Here is a 22,741-nt window from a genome sequence, read left to right as displayed (position 1 = left end):
CTTACAGAGGAACTACGTTCTCAGCCTGAGGACCTTTCTGACCTTGAGCTACAGTGAACTGTACTGCTTGGCCTTCGGCCAGAGTTTTGAAACCCTGGCTCTGGATGGCGCTGAAGTGTACGAACACGTCAGGACCTTGCTCTTGTTCGATGAAACCAAAGCCTTTGGACTCATTGAAGAACTTTACTTTACCTTTAACGATATTAGACATACCTAAATCCTGTAAACAAATCTACCATAAATAAATGAGCTTGGAAAAATACAGATTTAACTTATGAAATACAGGACGAGGTACTACTAGAACATCGTAACAAGAACATAAATATAGCCGTATTTTTCGAGCTGCGGTCACTCTAACCGGTTCCCCGCTTTTGGTCAACAGGTATTTTGTGTGGATGCTTAATTCAGGGTGCTTATAATGCGGTAACGGCGGGCGAGGGGCTTGGGCTGTTCAGGCAGACCCAGTATGTATTAGCATACTGCCTTTATTCGTACCGAGAGCAGATGATGTCAGATTTATATTGTGTTGCCCGCTTTAACGCCAAGCCGGGCAAGGCCCCGGAATTGCAGCAGGCGCTGAAAAGCCTGATCACCAACACCCACAGGGAAGAAGGTTGTCTGCTGTACCAACTGACCGAAGAAGTGCCTTATGCGGGCGCCAACGGCGAACCCTGGGATTGTGTTTTTATCGAGCAATGGGCCAGCAGGGAAGCGTTTGAAGCTCACTGTGCCCAGCCCTACATCAAGGATTATTTCGAGCAGTTGGCCCCGGCTTTGGTGGCTGAAGCCGATGTTCGGCTGTTTCGCCCGCTTTAAGTCTGCGTTTACTCAGCGTCTAAAAACCAGATCACCCTTGAACATGACTTCCAGCCGGAGAGTAATGCCGAACTGGGGATCGTAATCCTGATCACGGGGGAAATGCAGCTCCGGGATAAAATCCACAAACAGAATCTCCCGGTGCAGGTTGCGTCGGTAGTGACTGTACAGATAATAATCATGCAGCCTCGGGTCCGAGGTGCTTCTTCCTACTGCGGCGATGGCGTAACGTATGACGCTGCGCTTGCCCAGTATCTGATTAAGCTCCACCGCTTCGGAATATTCGAGGGTATCGACTTCTTCCTGCCACTGAAAGTTGGTGATAAAGCGCAGGTGATGGTTTTCATCCAGCGGCCGGCCAATATCCCATCTGCTGCGTATGGAGTAGCCTTCTTCGTTGAACCAGGAGGCGCGATTGTAGGATTCCAGCTGCCACGGCGACTCTAGTTGCCACAGTCGTTCGCCGGTAAAGCGCACGTAAGGATCCGGCGGCCAGCGAACCTTGACCCCGGCTCCGGCTTGCAGGTTCCAGGCCTCCCGCTTGTCCCGCTTGCCTAGTCTGTTCAGGCCGAGAATGGTGCTGCCGAGACTACGCTGATCGGTGCGCAGCCGGTTGGAGCCTTGTTCGGCCAGGGTACCCTCGGATTCTTCCGGGTCGCTTTCGATAATGAAGCGCAGTCGTTCTTTGGTGGTGGGCAGGTCTAGGCGAAAGCGCGCGGCTGTTTCGGCGCTGAAGTCTTCGGCGTCACTCCACTCCAGCTCCTGACTCAGGCGGAGGTAGGAGCCGTTTTCCACATGCAGGCTGTCGTTGGTACCGAAAAAACCGTCGATATTACGAGAATTGTTGGTGACCCAGTGAGAAACGCTGTCGTGCATGGGCGTGATTTTTTCCACAGCCCAGCCCGGCAAGTCGGTGTCGTCTGCTACTTCTATTTCTGATTCTGTCTCTGCGCTGGCGGCAGTAGCAACGGCCAGCAAGGCAATCAAGCATATCTTCTTCATGGCTGCATCCCTTTGCCTTTTACTTAAGACTATGTTTATCGCAACCAGAATGCCAATCCCGGCAGCATCATTATGTTGGAAGGCTTGTAACAAAAGGGTGGGGAGGGAAGTGAAAACAGGCAAGGGGTAGCCTGGTGCTGTGTGGGAGAGCAAAGGGAAAGAGCTGCAGGCAAAACGCAGACACAAAAAAACCAGCGCGGAGGCTGGTTTAAATGGTGCCGGCACCAAGAGTCGAACTCGGGACCTACTGATTACAAGTCAGTTGCTCTACCAACTGAGCTATGCCGGCTTCTAGCACTTGCTTTAAAATGGTGCCCAGAGACGGAATCGAACCGCCGACACGGGGATTTTCAATCCCCTGCTCTGGCTAAACGCCAGTCACAACCCAGCTCTTCGATCTGTGCCGTTCCTACTCTTAGAGATCCCCTCATTTTTATGGCTCAGATAATGCCGAAGATGCGCTTGTATAATTTGTGCTGTGACAGATAGTAGGAAAACTTTTCCAGCAGTTTGATGGCGTTTTCCTCTTTCATTTTCGGCAGCATCTGATAATAAATGCCCCTTGGCGGAAGAAGGAATAGGTCCGGGTTTTACTGGTGTTGGCTTTGATGGTCCGCTCCAGTCCGGCGGCATCGCCGGCCTTGCCGAGCAAGGTCAGCAATACAATGGCCAAGGCGCTGAACAGGAACAGACGGTCGCGTCGGTTGGTTGAACTGACATGGGTGTCAGCCATGCCCATGCCAAACTTGTAGTCCTTGATGTCTCGAAAGCTGCACTCGATGCCCCAGCGCTTGCCATACAGCTTGAGGGCATCTGCGGCACTCAGGTCACGCCGGTTGCTGGCCAGAAACCAAGCCTCCTTCATGTCCGCTTTCTTGCAGCAGAATACGCGCGCTACAGGCTGTCTTTGGCTGGTCAGCTCCACGTCTTTCAGGGTGCGGGTACGACCACTTGGCGTCAGCCACGTCTTCGCCGGTTTGAGGTCTTCACCCACCGGGCAGAGCAGAATATTGTCTTTAAAACGAATGAGATAGTCGAACCCAAGTTCGTCTTCCAGCAGAGCAAACAGGCCCGTGCTGCCAAAGCCCCGATCAGCCACGATGGTTACGTTCACATCGTCTGGCAGACTGTTTTTCAGCTTCCACAACAGCTCATCTTCGTGGTCATTGCGCTTGCCTTTCAACAAGGATTTTTTGTGCGTCTTCCACAGCAACGGTGTGTTGCGTCCGTGGCTGGTCTGCATGCTCAGCACGATGCTGCTATGGTCGTCGGCATCGAACTCGGTCCAGTCCATGGAGACCACGATCTCTTTACGCTCGGCCACGACATAGGGCACCCAGTCGTCGAACAGCGACCAGATATTGAGCTTGGTGTTGCTCAGCAAGCGGTCGACTTGCTTGATGGCGTATTTACGCTCAAGACCATTGGCCTGAGCCAAGCCGTTACCAATAGCATGGATGGCCAGCGAGCTCGATTCAATTACCCCCAAGGTGGCATTGGCCAATGAAAGCACGCGCTTGGCATGCATATCCTGGCCGAAGATGTCTTGCAGGTATTCTGAAATGGAAGCGCTGGTGATCATGGTTGGTAACGTCGCCGAGTTTGGTTTAAAGACGGGTAGTTTATCCGCTAGGCCGCGCCAGCTCTAGCTCATATGAGGGGATGGCTGAGGTTCCTACTATGACTGGTTCATCAGGTATGAGTATTTAGGCCATCTAATATAGTAGCTACACCTCTTAGGCATTTCAGCAAGAGACTCAATCAAGGTTGCTTGTGGTTCGCTTGATGGGACTTAAAATAAAGAAGATGGGTCGTCACGTCGTCGGCAACGTCGCGAGTTTGGGCGAGCAGGGCACCGGAGAAAGCATTGTTGGGTTAGTAAATAGATCGACATGGGGCTTTCAACCCCCTGAACTGGCTAAAATGCCAGTCAACAGAACAAGAACAGCTAAGTAAGTCAGCATAACATACGTGGATATATACTGAATCCCGATGAATACAGGTAAGCGATACAGACGCTAGTTTCCACATAAGTTATTCGATATTACTTATAACCGGCCAAGGCTAGTGCTGGCATAGAGCCAAATATAAACCATTAACTGATAGAATGCCTAGCCTGTATTTTATGGGCAGTAGTATATTACAAGTGATACTCTTAAGTTTTAAACTGAAAGGAGTCAAGTCGTGAAAAAGCTAATCTTGGCAGTAATAGTAGCACTAACAGTAGCAGCGCCAGCAATGGCTGAACAAGTACCATTAAGCTCTATTGAAAAGTGCGTAGTTATTGAGGGAGATCTAGCTCGACTTGAGTGCTATGACCAGATAGCAAAGGCACACAACCTCAGCGGTTCGCAAGCTGTGAAAATTCAAACAGGAGTAACTGGGAAATGGACTGTTGATAAGAAAGTAAACCCTATTGACGGTTCAACAGCTGTAAATATATTTTTAAAGGCGGACTCTGGGAACTCTAAGTTTGGTAAACCAATAATGTTAGTCGCACGTTGTGAATCAAAAAAAACAGAAATGTATATAAACTGGCAAACATACTTGGGCAGCGAAGCAAAGGTAACACTTAGAATTGGTATGAGTGATGCAAGAACATCCAAGTGGTCTATGTCGTCTGATAAGAAAAGAGCATTTAACAACGCGCCAATAAACACGCTAAAAGAAATGCTTATTACTGACGAGGTGGTAGCTCAGGTGACTCCTTTTAACCAAAGCCCGCATACAGCAATATTTAATGTTTCAGGGTTGGGTGAAGCAATTAAATCATTGCGAGAGGCCTGTGGGTGGTAGAGAATACTAAATAAAAAACCTATTTTACAGTTTGTATTTTAGTGGTTCTATCAAATAGAGCGCACTCAGTGCTATAAGGGGTAAAGCAATCACTAAATGACGGGTGAATAGGGGGTGTTCTCAATTATGCCAGCCAGATAACTGCTGATACGAGACTCAACATCGACTGGTAGTTTTTCGCCAGTCGTTCGTATCTCGTCGCTATCCGACGAAATTGCTTCAATTTCTGGAAAAAACGCTCTACCAAGTTGCGATCTTTGTAGATATGTCGATCCAACGGCCTCGGTTGTTGGCGGTTCTTTCTTGATGGAATGACCGCTTCAGCTCCAACACGCTGAATGCTTTCAACAAACGCGTCTGAATCATAACCCTTATCAGCCAAGACCTGGTCAGGCGTAAAACCATCCAATAGTGCCTCCGCTTGACCATACTCTGAGGCTTGTCCCGGGGTTAACAGTAAGCGCACGGGATTGCCCAAAGCATCAACGGCTGCATGTATTTTGGTTGTCAGTCCACCTCTGGATTTTCCCATGGCTTCGGCGTCTTGCGCTGTTTTTTTGCTGCCCCGTGGTGATGAACACGGACGATGCTGCCGTCGACCATGAGTTGTTCAAAATCAGCATCTTCTGATAACGATTCCATTATCTTGAGCCAGACTCCTTTGTGCGACCAACGGCTATAACGAACGTAAACTCGATGCCAATGGCCATAGAACTCGGGTAAATCCCGCCAAGGCGAACCGGTTCGTGCAATCCAGAGTACCGCTTCGACAAACAGACGGTTATCACGAGCGGTTACTCCTCTATCGATGGTCTTGCCAGGTAGAAGATCTTTGATACGCTCCCATTGGTCATCTCGTAGCCAGTAGTGCCTCATCAGCAGATACCTCAAATGCACAAAGGGTATCTAATGAAGCCAAATATTTCAAATGAGAACACCCCCTAGTCATGAGATACCTCGGGGTTTGACCAATCGGTGGGAACGTAGAGACATGGCGGCGTTGCGTCGTCACGAAATGCCAGATGCTTCATACAGGCACATCGGGCCGGAGAGCGGCAAACGGAAATCCCCAGCCTTGCCAGATAACGGTTTGCCAATGCTCAGGCAGGGGAAGCCAGAACACGGCATCTTCCGCACAGTTCACATCGAACACATCACCGTCTTCGGTCTGCCATGAATCAATGATATTGCCGCTGTCCCAGTCCCTCACACTGAATCCGGTGTAGCTGACCTTGTGCACGTCGATACTCACAGGTCGATGCAGCAGTTCTTTGCTGACTCCGCAGTAGGCGAGCTTGATAACCAGCAGGATAACTTGCTGGTCGGATGGCAGGGTTTCAGGAACGTAGTGGCCATGCTCGGCAAGCTCCGACAGTAGTTGGCTTTGAACGGTGAGGGCTGCGGATACTTCCCGCAATGCGGTGAGGGTTGAGAATTTTCCTTCTTCAAGGAACTCAGGGTAATCGCACATCACGACCTCCTTAATCTTCTTCACCGAGGATGGCACCGGCCAAGCCACCGACAAGGCCGCCCACGACGATACCAGCGGGACCAAAGTATTTCCCTGCCGATGCACCAACCATGACGCCCTTGACGGCTCCTGAGCTGCTGGGCTTGACTGACAGGCTATTGCCGCTAACGGTGATGGCACTGACGAATGGACTCATATTTATTTCCTCTTGAGGTTGAAGAGCTCAACACGAACTCAAGGAAGTAATATGTGCTTGAAGATGCTGTTGATGCGGGTAGCACCGACCGGAGTGTGGACCGGAGCTACGGGGCAGGATATTACGTTCATTTCTGGATTGATTTGAGCGGCGGAAATGCCAAAAGACAGAGTGACGGGATTTTTTGGGGGGAGGGCATAGCGTGGGGGAGCCATGTGCCGATAGAGAGAGGGTATCTGATAGCAAACGGGAAAAATTTTTGAAAGATGAGCAAGATAAAGGGTGTCAGAACCGGAGAGGGACCGGAGTGACATTTGTGCAGAGTGGGGCAGGGCAGGGCAGGAAGATATTTATTGCAGACACAAAAAAACCAGCGCGGAGGCTGGTTTAAATGGTGCCGGCACCAAGAGTCGAACTCGGGACCTACTGATTACAAGTCAGTTGCTCTACCAACTGAGCTATGCCGGCTTCTAGCACTTGCTTTAAAATGGTGCCCAGAGACGGAATCGAACCGCCGACACGGGGATTTTCAATCCCCTGCTCTACCGACTGAGCTATCTGGGCTTTGGACTTTTATATAAAAGCACCGAAAATGGTGCCCAGAGACGGAATCGAACCGCCGACACGGGGATTTTCAATCCCCTGCTCTACCGACTGAGCTATCTGGGCTTTACGTGATCTTTTACAAGAGCACTTTGAAACTTGTTTTCGAAACTTATTGCTTGAAATATGGTGCCCAGAGACGGAATCGAACCGCCGACACGGGGATTTTCAATCCCCTGCTCTACCGACTGAGCTATCTGGGCAACGGGGCGTCATTAGATAAGATTGACCCATTCAAGTCAACCGCTTTTTAAGAGGCTCAAGCGTGTTCGCTCAAGCCTTGAACAAAGCGGTGATTTAGTCTGCGGAAGGGGGAGTATACCCATCCACTTTTACGTCGGCGCCTTCAAAAAGATAGGCGACCATTTCCTGCTCAAGCAGTTGGCGGTGCTCGGTATTCATCATGTTGAGCTTCTTCTCGTTGATCAGCATGGTTTGCTTCTGCTGCCAGCCGGCCCAGGCCTCCTTGGAGATGTTTTCATAGATGCGCTTACCCAGATCTCCCGGGTAGAGTTGAAAATCCAGCCCTTCGGCCTCTTTCTGTAAACGCTGGCAAAAAATAGTACGACTCATAAATTCCTCTCTTGCAGTTGCGGGTAGGCGAGCAGCTTTTGGGTGGCAGCCGCCAGGCCGACCGACGCCGGTTGCTGCAAGTTATACCAAAGTCGTTCTGCTCCGGCCATGACCTCGTCCGGTATCCGGGGTAATTCTACCAGCCAGGGCTCGATATCCAGGTGAAAATGGCTGAAGGTATGGCGAAAGCCGGGCAGGAGGCGGGGCTCGGACGCTTGTGGATAGCGCTTGAGCCAGGTTCTGAGTTCCTGTTCGTCATTAAATTCGGGAAAACAATAGAGACCGCCCCATAATCCCAGAGGGGGGCGCTGTACCAGCAGGATGTGATTGCCCTGTTGGAGTAACAGAAAACAGGACTGCTTTTCCGGTTGCACGGTTTTTTTCGGCTTGGAATGAGGGAAGGCGGTCGGGGTGCCGAGCGCCCGCGCCTGGCAGTCATCCTGTACCGGGCATAGCTCGCACTTGGGTTTGGAGCGGGTACAGATGGTGGCGCCCAAGTCCATCATCGCCTGATTATATTGTGTTACCCCATGCTGCGGTGTCAGCTGCTCAACCTGTTGCCAGAGCGCGTTTTCCACTTCTTTTTTACCGGGCCAGCCTTGTTGTGCCAGCCAGCGGGCCAGCACGCGTTTGACGTTGCCGTCCAGAATGCCGTGATGCTGGCCGAGCGAGAGCGATAACACGGCCCCGGCGGTGGAGCGGCCTATGCCCGGCAACCCGAGCACTTCTTCGAAGCGTGCGGGAAAATTCCCCCGATAATGGTCCCGAATCACCTGGGCGGCCTTGTGCAGATTGCGAGCGCGGGCGTAGTAGCCCAACCCGGTCCACAGGTGCAGCACCTCATCCTGTGCGGCGTCGGCCAGGCTCACCACATCGGGAAAACGCGCCATAAACCGCCGATAATAGGGGATGACTGTGGTCACCTGGGTTTGCTGCAGCATGATCTCGGATACCCAGACCCGATAAGGGGTTTTATCCTGCTGCCAGGGCAGGGTTTTACGACCATGCTGCTCATACCAGGCCAGCACGCGTTCGGCAAAAGAGGCTGTGTTCACAATATTGACTGCATAAAAATGAATGGCGGGATCAGAACACAGCGGGGCAGGCAGTGCAAACCGGCCAACATAGGCATGGGATGCCGTTACTGCCGGTTTACAGAAGATGACGACGCTGTTAAAGACACTCTTTTGCGGTTGACGGTTTGTTATTTGACTGTTTTCTGATACAAAAGAAGAGTTTTATTGGCGCCCGCCAAGCCCGTTTTCAGAGAGACTCCTATGCAGCCCTTTTTTGCCCAGCGCTTTGCCAAGGTAGAGCCGTCCTTCATCCGTGAAATTCTCAAGGTCGCGGTTAACCCGGAAGTGATCTCCTTTGCCGGTGGTTTACCCAACCCGGCTTTTTTCCCCAATGAAGAGTTGGCCGTCGCCAGCGCTCGGGTGCTGCAGAACAAGGGCAATGGCGCCCTGCAATATTCCGCCACCGAAGGCTTTGCACCATTGCGGGAATATATTGCCGAGCGGTATTTTCAGCAGCATGGCATGCGGGTATCACCCGATAATATCCTGATCACCAACGGTTCTCAGCAGGCGCTGGATCTGTTGGGTAAGGTGCTGGTCAACGAAGGTGATAACCTGATCATCGAAGAGCCGGGCTATCTGGGTGCCATTCAGGCGCTGTCGGTTTATCAGCCCAACTTTCAGGGTGTGGCTCTGAATGATGACGGCCTGGATCTGAACGAGCTGGATGCATTGCTGGCCCAGCCCGACCATGCCCGCCTGCTCTATGGTGTGACCAACTTCCAGAACCCGACCGGCCTTAGCTACAGCCGGGAAAATCGCCAGGCGGTTGCCGATCGACTGATCAAGCACAACGTGCTGATGATCGAAGACAACCCTTATGGCGAGCTGCGCTTCGAGGGCGAGCACCTGCCGCCCATCGCCAAGCTGGCGCCAGAGAACGTGGTGCTGATGGGCTCCTTCTCCAAGGTGGTGGTTCCTTCGTTCCGTCTGGGCTGGATGCTGGTGCCGGACTGGCTACGCCAGAAGGTGACCATAGCCAAGCAAGCCGCAGATCTGCATACCAACGGCTTCGTACAGCAGGTGCTGCATGCTTATCTGCAGGAAAACAACCTGGATGACCATATCGACCGCATCCGTACCGTTTACGGCCGCCAGAAAATCGCAATGGAACAGGCATTGCTGAAGCACTGCCCGGGCATCGATTTTACTCGTCCCGAAGGGGGCATGTTCCTGTGGCTGAAGCTGCCGCAGCATATCGATGCCATGGCGCTGTTCAATCTGGCCATCAAGGAAAACGTGGCCTTCGTACCCGGCCAGCCTTTCTATGTGCGTCCGGATATTCTGAATACCGCCCGCCTGAGCTACGCCGGTGCCGACGAGGCCACCATCGAAGAAGGCATCAGCCGCCTGGGACGCGTGATCCGGCAGGTGCTTTAAAAGCCAGCGCCGCGCTCTAGGTGCCCGGCACCAAGCTCGAGACAAAACTGGCCGCCACCCTGACGAAAATCAGGGTGGCGGCTTGGGTTTAGTGCTACCTGAGGGAAGATACCGAGGCAAGCTCGGTATGACGCTAGAACAGACAAAAACACGGTTAGGGGTTAGCTCGGCGCTTGGTGCCGGACGCTTGGCGCTGTTTTTTTGCCTTGCACCTTGGGCCGAACTTTGGATAATTCGCCTTCCCAAGCCCGCCGGAGAAAGAAGATGACAGACGAACACCAGCCAGACCAGCCCGACCAAACCGAAAACGAACTGCGCAAGCGCAAAATCCGCAGTTTTGTGCGTCGTGAAGGTCGCCTGACCAAGGGGCAGGAAAAAGCCATGGCCGAGCAGTGGCCGGTGATGGGCGTTGAATACAGTGCAGAGTTGCTCGATCTGGATGCGGTGTTCGGCCGGGTCGCTCCCCGGGTGCTGGAAATTGGCTTCGGCATGGGCGCTTCGCTGGTGGAAATGGCTCGCGTGGCTCCGGAGCAGGACTTTATCGGCATAGAAGTACACACCCCGGGCGTAGGTGCCTGTTTGATGGGCGCGGCCGAAGCCGGGCTGACCAACCTGAGGGTGATGTGTCACGACGCGGTGGAAGTGTTCGAGCAGATGCTGCCCGAACAGAGTCTGGACCGGGTTCAGCTGTTCTTCCCCGATCCCTGGCACAAGACCCGACATCACAAGCGTCGTATCGTGCAGCCGGCCTTCGTCGAAATGCTGCGTAGCAAGCTGAAAGTCGGTGGTGAATTCCATATGGCCACCGACTGGGAAAATTACGCGGAGCATATGCTGGAAGTAATGAATGCCGCCCCCGGCTATACCAATGCCACAGCACAAGGCGATTATATGCCGAGACCCGACTACCGTCCGCTGACCAAATTCGAACAGCGCGGCCACCGTCTCGGCCACGGCGTATGGGATTTGATCTTTACCCGTACCGATTAATTATCGCTGTAGGCGCCGCTTTAGCCGGCGCAAATCTGCAAACGACTCGGAAATATTCAGGCTCTGCACATTATCTGCCGGTTCGGCGTTGTCGGTATTGCTCTGCTACGCAGAGCCTGCCAGCTAAAGCGGCAGCTACAACGAACCCGAAACCGGGGCCTACAGGGCCCCCGCCAGAGCCAGATATTGCCGGTGCAGCCGGTTGACCTCGGCCTTGATGCGTTCGAAATCGGAGTCCTTGTTGTCGATCACATCATCGGCTGCGGCCAGACGTTGTTCCCGGCTGGCCTGGGCGGCCATGATGGCGCGGATCTGGGCTGCATCGGCCTGATCGCGCAGTGTGGTGCGGGCCAGCTGCTGCTCGGCGGATACATCCACCACCAGTACCCGCTGGCACAAATTGGTCAGCTTGTTTTCTACCAGTAGCGGCACCACCAGCAGGCAATAAGGGGAGCGGGCGGCGGCGCAGGCCGATATCATGTGCTCACGGATCAGCGGATGCAGCAGGGCGTTGAGCCAGTCTTTTTCCGCCGGGTTGCCGAATACCCGCTGGCGCAGTTCGCGTCGGTTTAGGCTGCCGTCTTCCGCTATTACCCCTAGTCCGAAACGGGTGGCAATGGCGGCCAGCGCCGGCTCGCCCGGGGCCACCACCTCGCGGGCGATAATGTCCGCATCCACCACTTCCACGCCCAGTTCGGCAAAAAAGTCGGCCACCGTGCTCTTGCCGCTGCCGATGCCGCCGGTCAGCCCCACGATATAAGTCACAGCGCCATATTCCAATACCAGCCCATCATCTGCTCACCCCACAGCAGGTAGAGCCAGCCGGCCAGTGCCAGCGCCGGGCCGAAGGGCAGTACCCTGTCTTCGCCCAGTCGCTTGCTGGCCATCAGGGCCAGTCCCAGCACGGAGCCAACCAGAGACGCCAGCAACAGCACCGGCAGCAGCGCCTGCCAGCCAAACCAGGCACCGATGGCGGCCAGCAGCTTGAAGTCGCCGTAGCCCATGCCTTCCTTGCCGGTGGCCAACTTGAACAGCCAATACAGGCTCCACAGTATGCCGTAGCCGAGGGCGGCTCCCAGCACGGCAGAGTGCAGGGACACGAACAGTTCGTTGATGTTCAGCAGCAGCCCCAGCCACAACAGCGGCAGGGTCAGGTTGTCGGGCAGCAGCAGATGGTCGATGTCGATCAGCGTCATGCACAGCAAGACCCAGCTGAACAACATGGCCGCCAGCAGCTCCGGACTGGCGCCGAAACGCCACAGGGCCAGCGCCGCCAGCGCCGCGGAGAAAAGCTCCACCAGGGGATAACGCTTGCTGACTCCGGCCCGGCAATAGCGGCAGCGGCCGCGTAGCCAGAGCCAGCTGAGCAGGGGAATATTGTCGAGCGCGCTCAGTTGATGCTGGCAATGGGGGCAGCGGGAGCGGGGAGCACAGAGGTTGAAGGCCGGTTCATCGGCAAGTGGCTGGCCGTTAAGTTCGGCACACTCCTGCTGCCAGTCGCGTTGCAGCATCAGCGGCAGCCGATGGATCACCACATTCAAAAAGCTGCCCACCAGCAGGCCGAGCAGGGTAACAACAAGATAGAGGGCGGACGAATCCGCGGTTAGCCAGTGGCTCAGCGCGACCATTCAGGTTCCTTGTGATGGGGCGGATGCGACCGATGGCCGGTGAAGGTCAGCGAACCACATTACCCAGGTCAAAGATGGGAAGATACATGGCAATGACCAGGCCGCCAACCAGAATACCCAGCACCACCATGATCAGCGGCTCAATCAGGCTGGTGAGGCCGTCTACCGCATCGTCCACTTCCCGTTCGTAAATACCGGCCACCTTGTTCATCATGTCGTCGATGGCGCCGGACTCTTCGCCAATCATCACCATCTGTACCACCATGTCCGGGAACAGATGGCTCGAGCGCAAGGCCAGGTTCATCTGCATGCCGGCCATCACCTCGGAACGCACCTGCATCACCGCCTGACGATAGACCACGTTGCCGCTGGCGCCGGCGGAAGATACCAGCCCCTCCACCAGGGGGATACCGGTAGAGAAGGTGGTAGCCAGGGTGCGGGCAAAGCGGGCCAGGGCGGCCTTGTGCAGAATATCGCCGACCACCGGCAGGCGCAGTACAAAGCGGTCGGTGGCATCGCGCACCTTTTCCGAATTGCGCCAGGCGCGGACATAGGCGAATACAGCCGCCATGGTGGCGGCCAGAATATAAAGCCAGTAGTCCTGCATCCAGCGGGACAGCTTGATCACCATCTGGGTAAAAATGGGCAGGGTGGCGCCGAAGCCGGCGAAAATTTCTTCAAACTGCGGGACGACGAACAACAGCAGAATCGAGGTGACGATAATGGCCACCAGTATCACAGCGGCCGGATAGAACAGGGCTTTCTTGATCTTCGACTTGAGCGCCTCGGCCTTCTCCCGGTAGATGGCTACCTGATCGAATATATGATCCAGGGCCCCGGTCTGCTCACCGGAATGCACCAGATCGCAATACAGGTCATCAAACTGGCGGGGATATTTCTTCAACGCCTCGGACAGTGGGGTGCCGCCTTCCACATCGACGGCTATCGCCCCGGTCAGTTCGCGGACGCTGCTTTTCTGGGAAGAGCGGGAGATAATCTGCAGGGTTTGCACCAGGGGTACCCCGGCACTGAGCATGGTGGCCACCTGGCGGGTGATCACGGCGATGTCCATCGGCTTGATGACATTCTTGCGCTGGGAAAGGAAGCCCTCTCGCTTGCGCTTTACCTTGGTGGTGCTGACACCCTGGCGCTGTAGATCGTGTTTGACCGCCTGCACGCTGACCGCCGGAATCGTGCCGGATACCTTTTGTCCGCGCCGGTTGAGACCTTCCCACTGGTAGGGGTGCACGCTGCTGTTTTTTACTGCTGCCATGACACATCCTTATGCTTCCTGGCGGGTGCGAGCCGCTGGTTTAGAGGGTGATTCGGCTGACTTCCGCCAGGCTGATAATGCCGAGCCGGGCCTTTTCCAGCGCCGCCTGACGCAGACTGATCATGCCGGACTCTTCTGCTGCCCTGGCCAGGGTCAGGGAGTTGGCGCCGTCCATGATCAGGTTGGCGAGTGTATCGTTCATCGGCAGCACCTCGTAGATGCCGATGCGGCCCTTGTAGCCTTCGGTGCAGAGGTTGCAGCCGACGGCCTTGAACAGTGTTGGAGGCGTGCTCAGCTGGCTGACAGTGAAACCGAGTTCCAGCAGCTGCTCTTCGGGAATATGCTCTTCTTCCTTGCATTCGGGGCAGAGCTTGCGTGCCAGTCGCTGGGCCATGATCAGGGTGACCGAAGAGGCAATATTATAGGCGGGCAGCCCCATGTTGCTGAGTCGGGTCAGGGTTTCGGCGGCGGAGTTGGTGTGCAGGGTAGAGAGCACCAGGTGACCGGTCTGGGCGGCCTTGACCGCGATTTCGGCGGTTTCCAGATCCCGAATTTCCCCCACCATGATGATATCCGGATCCTGACGCAGAAAGGCGCGCAGGGCGTGGGCGAAGCTCAGTCCCGACTTGGGGTTGATCTGCACCTGATTGATGCCGGGCAGGGTGATCTCCACCGGATCTTCGGCGGTGGAAATATTGGCGCTGACGGTGTTCAGTATGCTCAGGCCCGTATAAAGCGATACCGTCTTGCCCGAGCCGGTGGGGCCGGTAACCAATATCATGCCCTGGGGTCTTTTCAGGGCGCTGAGATACAGTTGCTTCTGGTGCTCGTCGTAGCCGAGCGTGTCGATATCCAGCTTGGCGGCCGAGCTGTCGAGAATACGGATAACGATTTTTTCGCCCCACTGGGTGGGCAGGCTGTTTACCCGCATGTCTACCGATTTGGTGCGGGTCAGTTTGAGCTTGATACGGCCATCCTGCGGTAATCGACGCTCGGCAATATCCAGCCGGGCCATCACCTTGAGCCGGGCGGCGAAGCGGGTACCCAGATTGATTGGTGGCGTGGCTATTTCGTGCAGCATGCCGTCGATGCGAAAGCGAATACGATAGAAGCGCTCATAGGGCTCGAAGTGCAGATCCGAGGCTTCTCGGCGCACCGCATCCAGCATGATTTTGTTGATGTAACGGACTATGGGGGCATCGTCATCGGACTTGCCCAGATCGTCGTTGTTGCGCTCGGCGGGATCTTCTCCCAGCTCGAGATCGGCAATATCGTTATCTTCTATATGATCAAGATCGAGCGCGTCGCCGGCCTGTTGCAGGCGAGCAAGCAGTCGCTGCAGTTTGTCTTCCTCCACCAGCTTGGCGTCGGTAATTAGATTAAAGCGAAAGCCGAAGTCTTCCAGTGCCGCCACATCGGTGGGGTCGGCCATGGCCAGATACAAGACACTGCCCTGCAATATGATGGGAACCACATGGTGACGTTCGATCAAGTCCATGCACAGATACTGGGGCGGAACCTGATCCGGCTCGACTTCATCCAGATCTGTCAGCGGTAGCCCGTATTCCATCTCGCAGAAACTGGCCAGCTGAGTGCTGGACAGAAACTGATGATCCACCAGCACGGTACTGAGCGGTTTGCCTTCCTGCCGGACCAGGCCGAAGGCCTGCTCCAGCTGGTCTGCGGTCAACAAGGAAGAAGCGGCCAGACTTCTGGCCAGGCCGCTCTTGATGGTGTTGATGGGGACTGTCATGGATTAGCAGATTCCGGCGCCGGTACAAGTACCACCACTGGCGACCCATGTGATCCTTCCCGTATCCTTAGTTCCTTCCAGAATATAGGTCACAGTATCGAAGGGAGCTTCACCAGTTGCTGTAATCGTCCAACCAGTAGTACCTACATCAGCAACCTCAACTTTTTCTACGAGAGTAGTGGCAACAGAACCAGAAATGGCACTATTAACGGTTGTTTTACAATCAGCTCCATTGGTTTGATAACATAATTCAAGTGCTGTCTTGGCTGTACCAGTCGCGGCAATCACCTCGGTAAATTTGGCTTTCTGGGTATAGGTCTGATAAGCCGGCAGTGCCACCGCCGCCAGTATGGCTACGATCGCCACCACTATCATCAATTCAATCAGGGTAAAGCCACCCTGGGGGCGTTTAATGGAAAGCTGGTTCATATTGTCATCCTTGATCTAATAAAAAACGGTTGCTGTTAACTTTTACTGCTAACTCTGTTTCCTAACTTTCATTTCCAACGAACAGTGTTTTATTTCCTACCTCTGTCTAACGTTCAACTTCTTTCTCTGTCGAACCAGGGGCGTTAATTGAAGCCCGCCTCATATCTATAGCAACCCTCTGTAATTTTACCTAATAAATTTATAGAAATTTTGAGTTCAAACGCCGAAAAGTTCGCGCGAACCTGTCTATTTTTTGAATTGGTTGTTTTCTCTCTTTGTTCTACTACTCTTTTGATTCTGCAACCGGCCCTCAGCCCTGCAGTCGTTCGATAAAGGTCCAGTCAAAGCCGGTGCCGGGGTCTGTCTTGCGCCCCGGGGCTATATCGCTGTGGCCGACGACGCGCTCCGGGGTGATAGCCGGATAGGTGGCCAGCAAGAGCCGGCTGACGGATGTCAGTTGTCGATATTGTGCCGCCGTGTATTCGCCGGTGTCGGTACCTTCGAGCTCTATTCCAATCGAAAAATCGTTACATCGCTCTCGCCCCTCAAAGCAGGACTGACCCGCATGCCAGGCTCGCTTGCTGAAAGGCACATACTGCACCAGCTCGCCGTTGCGGCGGATCAGGCAGTGGGCAGAAACCCGCAGTTGATGAATGCCGGCGAAGTAGGGGTCTTCATCCGGGTTCAGGGTGCCGAGAAAGAGCTGGTCGATATGAGGGCCGCCGAAACGGCCCGGCGGCAGGCTGATGCAATGCACTACCAACAGCGAGACTTCTTTCTCCGGACGGTCATCACAGTGGGGCGAGGGGCAGTGACGGGCGGGGGATATCCAGCCATCGGTATTCAGGGTCAGAGTCGGGGACATTTTTGAACACGGTAGAAGTGAGGTTGGGGATATACTAAAAGCCTCGACGGCAAAGGGGCAAGCCCCGGGGAAGGCGGCATGAGCAAAGAAACCAAAACTCAGCGCAGGCTGGGCCGCATCATGTGGCTGCTGGCATGGGGGCTGGGGATGGCGCTGCTGACCTGGTATTTTCAGCAAAAGCTGGAGCAGGATTACAACCCCAACCAACAGGTGCAACGGCTGGACTCCCGCACCATAGTACTGGAGCAGAACCGTCAGGGTCATTATCTGGCCAGCGGCAGCATCAACGGCGAGCAGGTGGTATTTCTGCTGGACACAGGCGCCACCCAGGTGGCTATCCCTCAGGCGGTGGCGGCCAGACTGGGGCTGGAAGTCGAACAACCTGTGCAGTTGAGCACGGCGGCGGGGACGGTCACCGGTTATCGCACCCGGCTAAAAACCCTGTCTTTGGGTCCTTTCACCCTGTACGATCTGAACGCGATTATCATGCCCGCCGACAGCGACGAGATCCTGCTGGGCATGAACGCCCTGCGTCAGTTTGAACTGATCCAGCGGGGCGACCAGATGACGATAAGGCGGTAAACATAGCTGTAAGACTGTCTTTTGGTCACAAATCGGCTAGTTGCATAAAGAGGCAACAGGGTTGCCTCCCCCGACCCGCTTCGAGCACATCCCTGTGACGCTCAGCACATGCCATCCGTGGCATGTGACGGCCGGCGGAGGCAATCCCCGCTACCTCTTTTTGACGTCCGAGTTGGCTGTTGGAATCACAAACAGGCGACGCCGAGCCTGAAAGAGAACAAAGGGATCTGCTCAGCCGACCATCTGCGCCATGGATGGCGCGGCTGAGCCTACAGGGATGGATTTACGGCGAGTCGGCGGAGCTGGCCCTTTGGTCTCTTTTCTGTTGGCCAATATCATCTAGGCACCCAGTTAAACTCCGATCAGTATTCCTCTGCGGAGTGTGGGAACGAGAACGATCGAATAAACAGACAAGACAATGAAAAATCGGATAACAGGCTGAACAAGATGCTGAATTCTATGCTGGAACAAGAAATTCGTTTTAATGTGACTGCGGCCCTGACGGAAGACCTGGGCGGTACCCTGGATCCCGCTCAGGACATTACAGCCCAGCTGTTGCCCGAGCATCAGCAGGTGGTGGCCCACCTGATCACCCGGGAAGACGGGATCTTCTGTGGCAAGGCCTTCGCCGACGAAACCTTCGTGCAACTGGGTGGTAAAGTCAGGCTGGAGTGGTTTGTTGCCGACGGCGACCGGATCACCGCCGGCCAGCGCTTGCTGACCCTGAGTGGCCCGGCCCGGGCGCTGATGACCGGTGAACGCACCGCGCTCAACTTCATTCAGACACTTTCGGCGGTGGCGACCGTTACCCGCCGCTATGTGGACCAGCTGGCCGGCACCCAGTGCCGCCTGCTGGATACCCGCAAGACGGTGCCCGGTTTGCGCCAGGCGCTGAAATACGCAGTCACCTGCGGTGGCGGCCACAACCATCGCATGGGGTTGTATGACGCCTACCTTATCAAGGAGAACCATATCTTCGCCTGTGGCGGCATCGACAAGGCGGTGGCCGAGGCGCGTCGCCTGCAGCCGGAAAAGCCGGTCGAGGTAGAAGTGGAATCTCTGGCCGAGCTGGGGCAGGCACTGAATGCCGGTGCCGATATCATCATGCTCGACAACTTCTCTACCGATGACATGCGCACGGCCGTAGCCACCAGTGCCGGTCGCGCCCAGCTGGAAGTGTCCGGCAACGTCACCCTGGACACCATAGCCGCCTACGCCGCCACCGGTGTGGACTTTATCTCGGTCGGCGCCCTGACCAAGCATGTGCAGGCGCTGGACCTGTCGATGCGAGTGCAGGCTTAACAGCGGGAGCAGGGATTGGGGATCAGGGAATGGCAACAAGCTAACCTAATCCCTAATCCCTAATCCCTAATCCCTAATCCCTAATCCCTAATCCCTCCATTCTTTTTTGGTCTTACCAATCAATTTACTGATGTTTTACCGGCTTTGGTCTAGCTTTAGATGCTGGCGCTTTTTGGCTGGTCATTTTGCCATCCATTGTGTGCAATCCGGATTAAATTATTGGACATTTTCCGCTCGCTCTGATACCTTTTTTTAACAGTGTTAATTGGTCTTACCAATATTTGAACCGGACCCGATGTCATACCAGCGTATCAAACAGCCTAAACTCGCCGACACCATCGCCGCCAAAATCGAGCAGATGATAGTGGAAGGCAGCCTGCAGCCCGGACAGCGATTGTTGCCGGAGCGGGAGCTTGCCGAGCAGTTCGCCGTATCGCGACCTTCGGTGCGAGAGGCCATTCAAAAGCTGGAAGCGCGTGGTCTGGTGTCCCGACGTCAGGGCGGCGGCACCTATGTGCAGAACGCCCTGACCAAGGGCCTGGCCGATCCCCTGTTTCAGCTGCTGGCGGAACACCCCGAGTCGCAATACGACCTGCTGGAATTTCGCCACACCATGGAAGGTATTTCCGCCTTTTATGCCGCCATGCGCGGTAACGAGGCCGACTTCGATACCATCCGTGATGCCCAGCAGGCCATAGTGCAGGCTCAGGACAAGGGTGATCTGCCGGCCGAAGCCAAGGCTGCCGCCGAGTTTTATATCGCGGTCGCCGCAGCGGCCCACAACGTGGTGCTGCTGCATCTGTTGCGGGCCATTCAGCCGATGCTGGAAACCAGCATATTGCGCAACATCAAAATTCTTAACCGGCGCGCCGGTATGGTGGAGAAGATTCGCGTTCATCGCGCCAATCTGATCCAGAGCATATTGTCTCGCGAGCCGGAACAGGCCAGGGATGCTTGTCATGAGCACCTGGCCTTTATTGAAGAAACCCTGCTCGATATTCAGCGTGAAGAAAGCCGCATTCAGCGTTCTTTGCGCCGACATAGACAGCAGGAATAACAACGCCTTCGGCAACGACGAAACCCATGGGCAGGTGCCCCAAACGAGATAGGAAACAGCCATGTCTGATATCCTGAACAACGATGTGGATTCAATAGAAACTCAAGAGTGGCTTGATGCTCTCGAGTCGTTGATCCGTCAAGAAGGACCTGAGCGCGCTCAGTACATTTATGAGCGTCTCACCACCAAAGCCATCAAGTCCGGTGTGGCTGTGGCCAGAAACGCCCACGCAGATTACGTCAACAGCATCAAGTCTGAAGACGAGCCTGAGTACCCGGGTAACTGGGATCTGGAACGTCGTATCCGCGCTATTATTCGCTGGAACTCGGTGATGATCGTACTGCGTGGCTCCAAGAAAGATCTGGATCTGGGCGGACACATGTCTTCCTTCTCTTCCAGTGCCACCATGTACGAAGTGGCGTTCAACCACTTCTATCGTGCCCGTAACGAAAAAGACGGCGGCGATCTGGTGTTCTTCCAGGGTCATATCTCGCCCGGTATCTATGCCCGTGCCTTCGCCGAAGGTCGTCTGACTGCGGCTCAGCTGGACATGTTCCGCCAGGAAGTAGACGGCAAGGGTATTCCTTCTTACCCGCATCCCAAGCTGATGCCCGACTTCTGGCAGTTCCCGACCGTATCCATGGGTCTGGGACCGATCAACGCCATCTATCAGGCACGTTTCCTCAAGTACCTGACCAACCGTGGCCTGAAAGACTGCTCCGAGCAGCGCGTATACGCCTATCTGGGCGACGGCGAGATGGACGAGCCGGAATCCAAGGGTGCCATCACCATCGCCGCGCGCGAGAAGCTGGACAACCTGTGCTTCATCATCAACTGTAACCTGCAGCGTCTGGATGGCCCCGTTATCGGTAACGGCAAAATCATCGACGAGCTGGACGGTATCTTCAACGGTGGCGGCTGGAACGTAATCAAGGTTATCTGGGGTCGTCGCTGGGACGAGCTGATCGCCAAAGACAAGAGCGGCAAGCTGGTTCAGCTGATGAACGAAACCGTTGACGGTGACTACCAGACCTTCAAGTCCAAAGACGGTGCCTATGTGCGCAAGCACTTCTTCGGCAAATATCCCGAGACCGCCGAGCTGGTCAAGGACATGTCCGACGAAGAAATCTTCGCCCTCAACCGTGGTGGTCACGATCCGGCCAAGATGTTTGCTGCCTACAAGAGCGCAGCCGACACCAAAGGCAAGCCGACCGTTATTCTGGCCAAGACCATCAAGGGTTACGGCATGGGTGACGCGGCCGAAGGCAAGAACATTGCCCACCAGGTCAAGAAGATGGACATGTCTTCGCTCAAGCACTTCCGCGACCGCTTCAACATCGAAGTGAGCGACGAAGAGCTGCCGAACCTGCCTTACATCGAAATCAAGGAAGGCTCCCGCGAGCACGAATACCTGCATGCCCGTCGTCAGGCGCTGAAAGGCTATGTACCTACTCGCCTGGAGCAGACCACCGACAAGCTGCAGATCCCCGAGCTGTCCGAATTCCAGCCGTTGCTGGAAGAGCAAAAGCGTGAAGTGTCCACCACCATGGCCTTCGTTCGCGCCCTGAACATCATGCTCAAGAACAAGTCCATCGGTGAGCGCATAGTGCCGATTCTGGCCGATGAAGCCCGTACCTTCGGTATGGAAGGTCTGTTCCGCCAGATTGGTATCTACAGCCCCAACGGTCAGACATATACGCCGCAAGACCGTGAGCAGGTGGCTTACTACAAAGAAGACATCAAGGGTCAGGTACTGCAGGAAGGCATCAACGAGCTGGGCGCCACTTCGTCCTGGCTGGCTGCCGCTACCTCTTACAGCACCAACGACTTCCCGATGATTCCGTTCTACATCTACTACTCGATGTTCGGTTTCCAGCGGGTTGGCGACTTGTGCTGGGCGGCCGGTGACCAACAGGCCCGCGGCTTCATGATCGGCGGAACTTCCGGTCGTACCACTCTGAACGGTGAAGGCCTGCAGCACGAAGATGGCCACAGCCACATTCAGGCGAACGTGATCCCGAACTGTGTTACCTATGATCCGACTTACGTTTATGAAGTTGCGGTTATCGTACAGGACGGTCTGCGTCGCATGTATGGCGACAAGCCGGAAAATATCTACTACTACCTGACCACGCTGAACGAGAACTACCACCAGCCCGCGATGCCGGAAGGCGCCGAGGAAGGTATCCGCAAGGGTATCTACAAGCTGGACACCGTTGCCGGCAACAAGGGCAAGGTTCAGCTGATGGGCTCCGGCACCATTCTGAACGACGTGCGTCAAGCTGCGGCCATTCTGTCCGAGGAGTACGGTATCGGCTCCGACGTGTTCAGCGTACCGTCCTTCAACGAACTGACCCGTGACGGTCAGGACGTAGAGCGCTGGAACATGCTGCACCCGACCTCCGAGCCGCGCGTGCCTTACATCGCTCAGGTCATGGGTTCCGAGCCGGCCATTGCCGCGACCGATTACATGAAGAACTACGCCGAACAGGTTCGTGCCTTCATGCCGTCTGCCAGCTACAAGGTACTGGGTACCGATGGTTACGGTCGTTCCGACAGCCGTGAAAACCTGCGTCGTCACTTCGAAGTCAACAAGCACTATGTCGTGATTGCTGCACTGACCGAGCTGGCCAAGCAAGGCACCGTAGACAAGCAGGTTGTGGCTGATGCCATCACCAAATACGGCATCGACGCCGACAAGATCAACCCGCTGTACGCATAAGGGGTAATACATGTCTAAAGATATTCTGGTGCCGGATATCGGCGCAGATGAGGTTGAAGTAACCGAGATCCTGGTGGCCGTAGGCGACAAGGTCGAGGAAGAGCAGTCAATCCTCGCCGTGGAAGGTGACAAGGCCTCCATGGAAGTTCCTGCCCCCGCCGCCGGTGTGGTCAAGGAAATCAAGATTGCCGTGGGCGACAAGGTCAACACCGGTTCGCTGGTCATGG

At 55.1% G+C, this 22,741-nt stretch carries 21 protein-coding genes, 6 tRNA genes and 2 pseudogenes; 9 read left to right on the top strand and 20 right to left on the bottom strand.

Annotated elements, in window-relative coordinates:
• Window position 1 precedes the first annotated feature (1 nt).
• Window positions 2-211, bottom strand: a complete 210-nt coding sequence (locus UN63_RS06070; RefSeq protein ID WP_071472183.1) for a cold-shock protein — start codon at window positions 209-211, stop codon at window positions 2-4.
• Window positions 212-504: 293 nt separating this feature from the next.
• Between UN63_RS06070 and UN63_RS06065 the strand changes: the two genes are divergently transcribed.
• Window positions 505-816, top strand: a complete 312-nt coding sequence (locus UN63_RS06065; protein ID WP_104485888.1) for a putative quinol monooxygenase — start codon at window positions 505-507, stop codon at window positions 814-816.
• Between the two features lie 12 nt (window positions 817-828).
• On the opposite strand, the gene UN63_RS06060 is transcribed toward UN63_RS06065, so the two are convergent.
• The 4 genes and pseudogenes from UN63_RS06060 to UN63_RS06045 all read right to left on the bottom strand — a co-directional run bounded on the left by UN63_RS06060 (window position 829) and on the right by UN63_RS06045 (window position 3,400).
• On the bottom strand, window positions 829-1,818 hold the full coding sequence (locus UN63_RS06060) for a hypothetical protein (RefSeq protein WP_104485887.1): 990 nt from the start codon (window positions 1,816-1,818) through the stop codon (window positions 829-831).
• A gap of 213 nt (window positions 1,819-2,031) precedes the next feature.
• A tRNA-Thr gene (locus UN63_RS06055) sits at window positions 2,032-2,107 on the bottom strand.
• A 20-nt stretch (window positions 2,108-2,127) separates the two neighbouring features.
• Window positions 2,128-2,222 (bottom strand) — tRNA-Phe (locus UN63_RS06050).
• A gap of 36 nt (window positions 2,223-2,258) precedes the next feature.
• Window positions 2,259-3,400: pseudogene (locus UN63_RS06045) on the bottom strand (IS4 family transposase).
• 602 nt (window positions 3,401-4,002) lie between these two features.
• Between UN63_RS06045 and UN63_RS06040 the strand changes: the two are divergent.
• Window positions 4,003-4,614, top strand: a complete 612-nt coding sequence (locus UN63_RS06040; RefSeq protein ID WP_104485886.1) for a type VI secretion system-associated protein TagO — start codon at window positions 4,003-4,005, stop codon at window positions 4,612-4,614.
• A 124-nt stretch (window positions 4,615-4,738) separates the two neighbouring features.
• On the opposite strand, the pseudogene UN63_RS06035 reads toward UN63_RS06040, so the two are convergent.
• The 9 genes and pseudogenes from UN63_RS06035 to mutY form a co-directional block, all read right to left on the bottom strand.
• A pseudogene (locus UN63_RS06035) lies at window positions 4,739-5,490 on the bottom strand (IS5 family transposase).
• Window positions 5,491-5,641: 151 nt separating this feature from the next.
• The gene (locus UN63_RS06030; protein ID WP_146084720.1) at window positions 5,642-6,109 is read right to left on the bottom strand and encodes a hypothetical protein; all 468 of its coding nucleotides are present in this window, start codon (window positions 6,107-6,109) and stop codon (window positions 5,642-5,644) included.
• Window positions 6,096-6,281, bottom strand: a complete 186-nt coding sequence (locus tag UN63_RS06025; protein WP_104485884.1) for a hypothetical protein — start codon at window positions 6,279-6,281, stop codon at window positions 6,096-6,098. Before UN63_RS06025 ends, UN63_RS06030 begins: the two co-directional genes overlap by 14 nt.
• Window positions 6,282-6,673: 392 nt before the next feature.
• Window positions 6,674-6,749 (bottom strand) — tRNA-Thr (locus UN63_RS06015).
• A 20-nt stretch (window positions 6,750-6,769) separates the two neighbouring features.
• A tRNA-Phe gene (locus tag UN63_RS06010) sits at window positions 6,770-6,845 on the bottom strand.
• A 29-nt stretch (window positions 6,846-6,874) separates the two neighbouring features.
• Window positions 6,875-6,950 (bottom strand) — tRNA-Phe (locus tag UN63_RS06005).
• A gap of 61 nt (window positions 6,951-7,011) precedes the next feature.
• A tRNA-Phe gene (locus UN63_RS06000) sits at window positions 7,012-7,087 on the bottom strand.
• Between the two features lie 94 nt (window positions 7,088-7,181).
• Window positions 7,182-7,457: an oxidative damage protection protein gene (locus tag UN63_RS05995; RefSeq protein WP_104485882.1), complete on the bottom strand. Its 276-nt coding sequence runs from the start codon at window positions 7,455-7,457 to the stop codon at window positions 7,182-7,184.
• Window positions 7,454-8,512 carry an A/G-specific adenine glycosylase gene (mutY, locus tag UN63_RS05990; RefSeq protein WP_104485881.1) on the bottom strand — a complete coding sequence of 353 codons (1,059 nt, stop codon included), beginning with the start codon at window positions 8,510-8,512 and terminating at the stop codon, window positions 7,454-7,456. The genes UN63_RS05995 and mutY overlap by 4 nt, the downstream gene beginning before the upstream one ends.
• A gap of 222 nt (window positions 8,513-8,734) precedes the next feature.
• Between mutY and UN63_RS05985 the strand changes: the two genes are divergently transcribed.
• Together UN63_RS05985 and trmB are read left to right on the top strand one after the other, a co-directional pair.
• A complete protein-coding gene (locus UN63_RS05985) occupies window positions 8,735-9,913 on the top strand; it encodes an aminotransferase-like domain-containing protein (RefSeq protein ID WP_104485880.1) in 1,179 nt (392 codons plus the stop codon).
• Between the two features lie 264 nt (window positions 9,914-10,177).
• Window positions 10,178-10,903, top strand: a complete 726-nt coding sequence (gene trmB, locus UN63_RS05980) for a tRNA (guanosine(46)-N7)-methyltransferase TrmB (protein ID WP_104485879.1) — start codon at window positions 10,178-10,180, stop codon at window positions 10,901-10,903.
• Window positions 10,904-11,062: 159 nt separating this feature from the next.
• Here the strand turns inward: trmB and coaE are convergent, their stop codons facing one another.
• The 6 genes from coaE to ampD form a co-directional block, all read right to left on the bottom strand.
• The gene (gene coaE / locus UN63_RS05975) at window positions 11,063-11,668 is read right to left on the bottom strand and encodes a dephospho-CoA kinase (protein WP_104485878.1); all 606 of its coding nucleotides are present in this window, start codon (window positions 11,666-11,668) and stop codon (window positions 11,063-11,065) included.
• A complete protein-coding gene (locus UN63_RS05970; RefSeq protein WP_104485877.1) occupies window positions 11,665-12,531 on the bottom strand; it encodes a prepilin peptidase in 867 nt (288 codons plus the stop codon). Before UN63_RS05970 ends, coaE begins: the two co-directional genes overlap by 4 nt.
• A gap of 46 nt (window positions 12,532-12,577) precedes the next feature.
• Window positions 12,578-13,804, bottom strand: a complete 1,227-nt coding sequence (locus tag UN63_RS05965; RefSeq protein ID WP_104485876.1) for a type II secretion system F family protein — start codon at window positions 13,802-13,804, stop codon at window positions 12,578-12,580.
• Window positions 13,805-13,844: 40 nt separating this feature from the next.
• Window positions 13,845-15,557, bottom strand: coding sequence for a type IV-A pilus assembly ATPase PilB (gene pilB, locus UN63_RS05960; RefSeq protein ID WP_104485875.1), 1,713 nt, complete (start codon window positions 15,555-15,557; stop codon window positions 13,845-13,847).
• A 3-nt stretch (window positions 15,558-15,560) separates the two neighbouring features.
• Window positions 15,561-15,986: a pilin gene (locus UN63_RS05955; RefSeq protein WP_104485874.1), complete on the bottom strand. Its 426-nt coding sequence runs from the start codon at window positions 15,984-15,986 to the stop codon at window positions 15,561-15,563.
• Between the two features lie 310 nt (window positions 15,987-16,296).
• Entirely contained in the window at window positions 16,297-16,851 is a 555-nt protein-coding gene (gene ampD, locus UN63_RS05950) for a 1,6-anhydro-N-acetylmuramyl-L-alanine amidase AmpD (protein WP_104485873.1), read from the bottom strand.
• 78 nt (window positions 16,852-16,929) lie between these two features.
• Here ampD and UN63_RS05945 point away from each other — a divergent pair, with 78 nt between their 5' ends.
• The 5 genes from UN63_RS05945 to UN63_RS05925 all read left to right on the top strand — a co-directional run.
• Window positions 16,930-17,433, top strand: a complete 504-nt coding sequence (locus UN63_RS05945; RefSeq protein WP_104485872.1) for a retropepsin-like aspartic protease family protein — start codon at window positions 16,930-16,932, stop codon at window positions 17,431-17,433.
• A gap of 459 nt (window positions 17,434-17,892) precedes the next feature.
• Window positions 17,893-18,735: a carboxylating nicotinate-nucleotide diphosphorylase gene (gene nadC, locus UN63_RS05940; protein ID WP_219821078.1), complete on the top strand. Its 843-nt coding sequence runs from the start codon at window positions 17,893-17,895 to the stop codon at window positions 18,733-18,735.
• A 295-nt stretch (window positions 18,736-19,030) separates the two neighbouring features.
• Entirely contained in the window at window positions 19,031-19,792 is a 762-nt protein-coding gene (pdhR, locus tag UN63_RS05935; protein ID WP_104485870.1) for a pyruvate dehydrogenase complex transcriptional repressor PdhR, read from the top strand.
• Between the two features lie 61 nt (window positions 19,793-19,853).
• Entirely contained in the window at window positions 19,854-22,514 is a 2,661-nt protein-coding gene (gene aceE, locus UN63_RS05930) for a pyruvate dehydrogenase (acetyl-transferring), homodimeric type (protein ID WP_104485869.1), read from the top strand.
• A gap of 10 nt (window positions 22,515-22,524) precedes the next feature.
• Window positions 22,525-22,741: biotin/lipoyl-containing protein (locus UN63_RS05925; protein ID WP_342352433.1), on the top strand; the 217-nt coding region annotated here is incomplete at its 3' end.

The sequence above is a fragment of the Oceanisphaera arctica genome, from assembly GCF_002936955.1.
GTDB lineage: Bacteria > Pseudomonadota > Gammaproteobacteria > Enterobacterales > Aeromonadaceae > Oceanimonas > Oceanimonas arctica.
This window is presented reverse-complemented; position numbering and strand designations above follow the sequence as displayed.

Bases quoted from the DNA above. Each gene is read 5' to 3' on its own strand.
- UN63_RS06070 (WP_071472183.1), bottom strand. From the start codon at position 211: ATGTCTAATATCGTTAAAGGTAAAGTAAAGTTCTTCAATGAGTCCAAA.
- UN63_RS06065 (WP_104485888.1), top strand. From the start codon at position 505: ATGATGTCAGATTTATATTGTGTTGCCCGCTTTAACGCCAAGCCGGGC.
- UN63_RS06060 (WP_104485887.1), bottom strand. From the start codon at position 1,818: ATGAAGAAGATATGCTTGATTGCCTTGCTGGCCGTTGCTACTGCCGCC.
- UN63_RS06025 (WP_104485884.1), bottom strand. From the start codon at position 6,281: ATGAGTCCATTCGTCAGTGCCATCACCGTTAGCGGCAATAGCCTGTCA.
- UN63_RS05995 (WP_104485882.1), bottom strand. From the start codon at position 7,457: ATGAGTCGTACTATTTTTTGCCAGCGTTTACAGAAAGAGGCCGAAGGG.
- UN63_RS05985 (WP_104485880.1), top strand. From the start codon at position 8,735: ATGCAGCCCTTTTTTGCCCAGCGCTTTGCCAAGGTAGAGCCGTCCTTC.
- trmB (WP_104485879.1), top strand. From the start codon at position 10,178: ATGACAGACGAACACCAGCCAGACCAGCCCGACCAAACCGAAAACGAA.
- UN63_RS05970 (WP_104485877.1), bottom strand. From the start codon at position 12,531: ATGGTCGCGCTGAGCCACTGGCTAACCGCGGATTCGTCCGCCCTCTAT.
- UN63_RS05965 (WP_104485876.1), bottom strand. From the start codon at position 13,804: ATGGCAGCAGTAAAAAACAGCAGCGTGCACCCCTACCAGTGGGAAGGT.
- pilB (WP_104485875.1), bottom strand. From the start codon at position 15,557: ATGACAGTCCCCATCAACACCATCAAGAGCGGCCTGGCCAGAAGTCTG.
- UN63_RS05955 (WP_104485874.1), bottom strand. From the start codon at position 15,986: ATGAACCAGCTTTCCATTAAACGCCCCCAGGGTGGCTTTACCCTGATT.
- ampD (WP_104485873.1), bottom strand. From the start codon at position 16,851: ATGTCCCCGACTCTGACCCTGAATACCGATGGCTGGATATCCCCCGCC.
- UN63_RS05945 (WP_104485872.1), top strand. From the start codon at position 16,930: ATGAGCAAAGAAACCAAAACTCAGCGCAGGCTGGGCCGCATCATGTGG.
- nadC (WP_219821078.1), top strand. From the start codon at position 17,893: ATGCTGGAACAAGAAATTCGTTTTAATGTGACTGCGGCCCTGACGGAA.
- pdhR (WP_104485870.1), top strand. From the start codon at position 19,031: ATGTCATACCAGCGTATCAAACAGCCTAAACTCGCCGACACCATCGCC.
- aceE (WP_104485869.1), top strand. From the start codon at position 19,854: ATGTCTGATATCCTGAACAACGATGTGGATTCAATAGAAACTCAAGAG.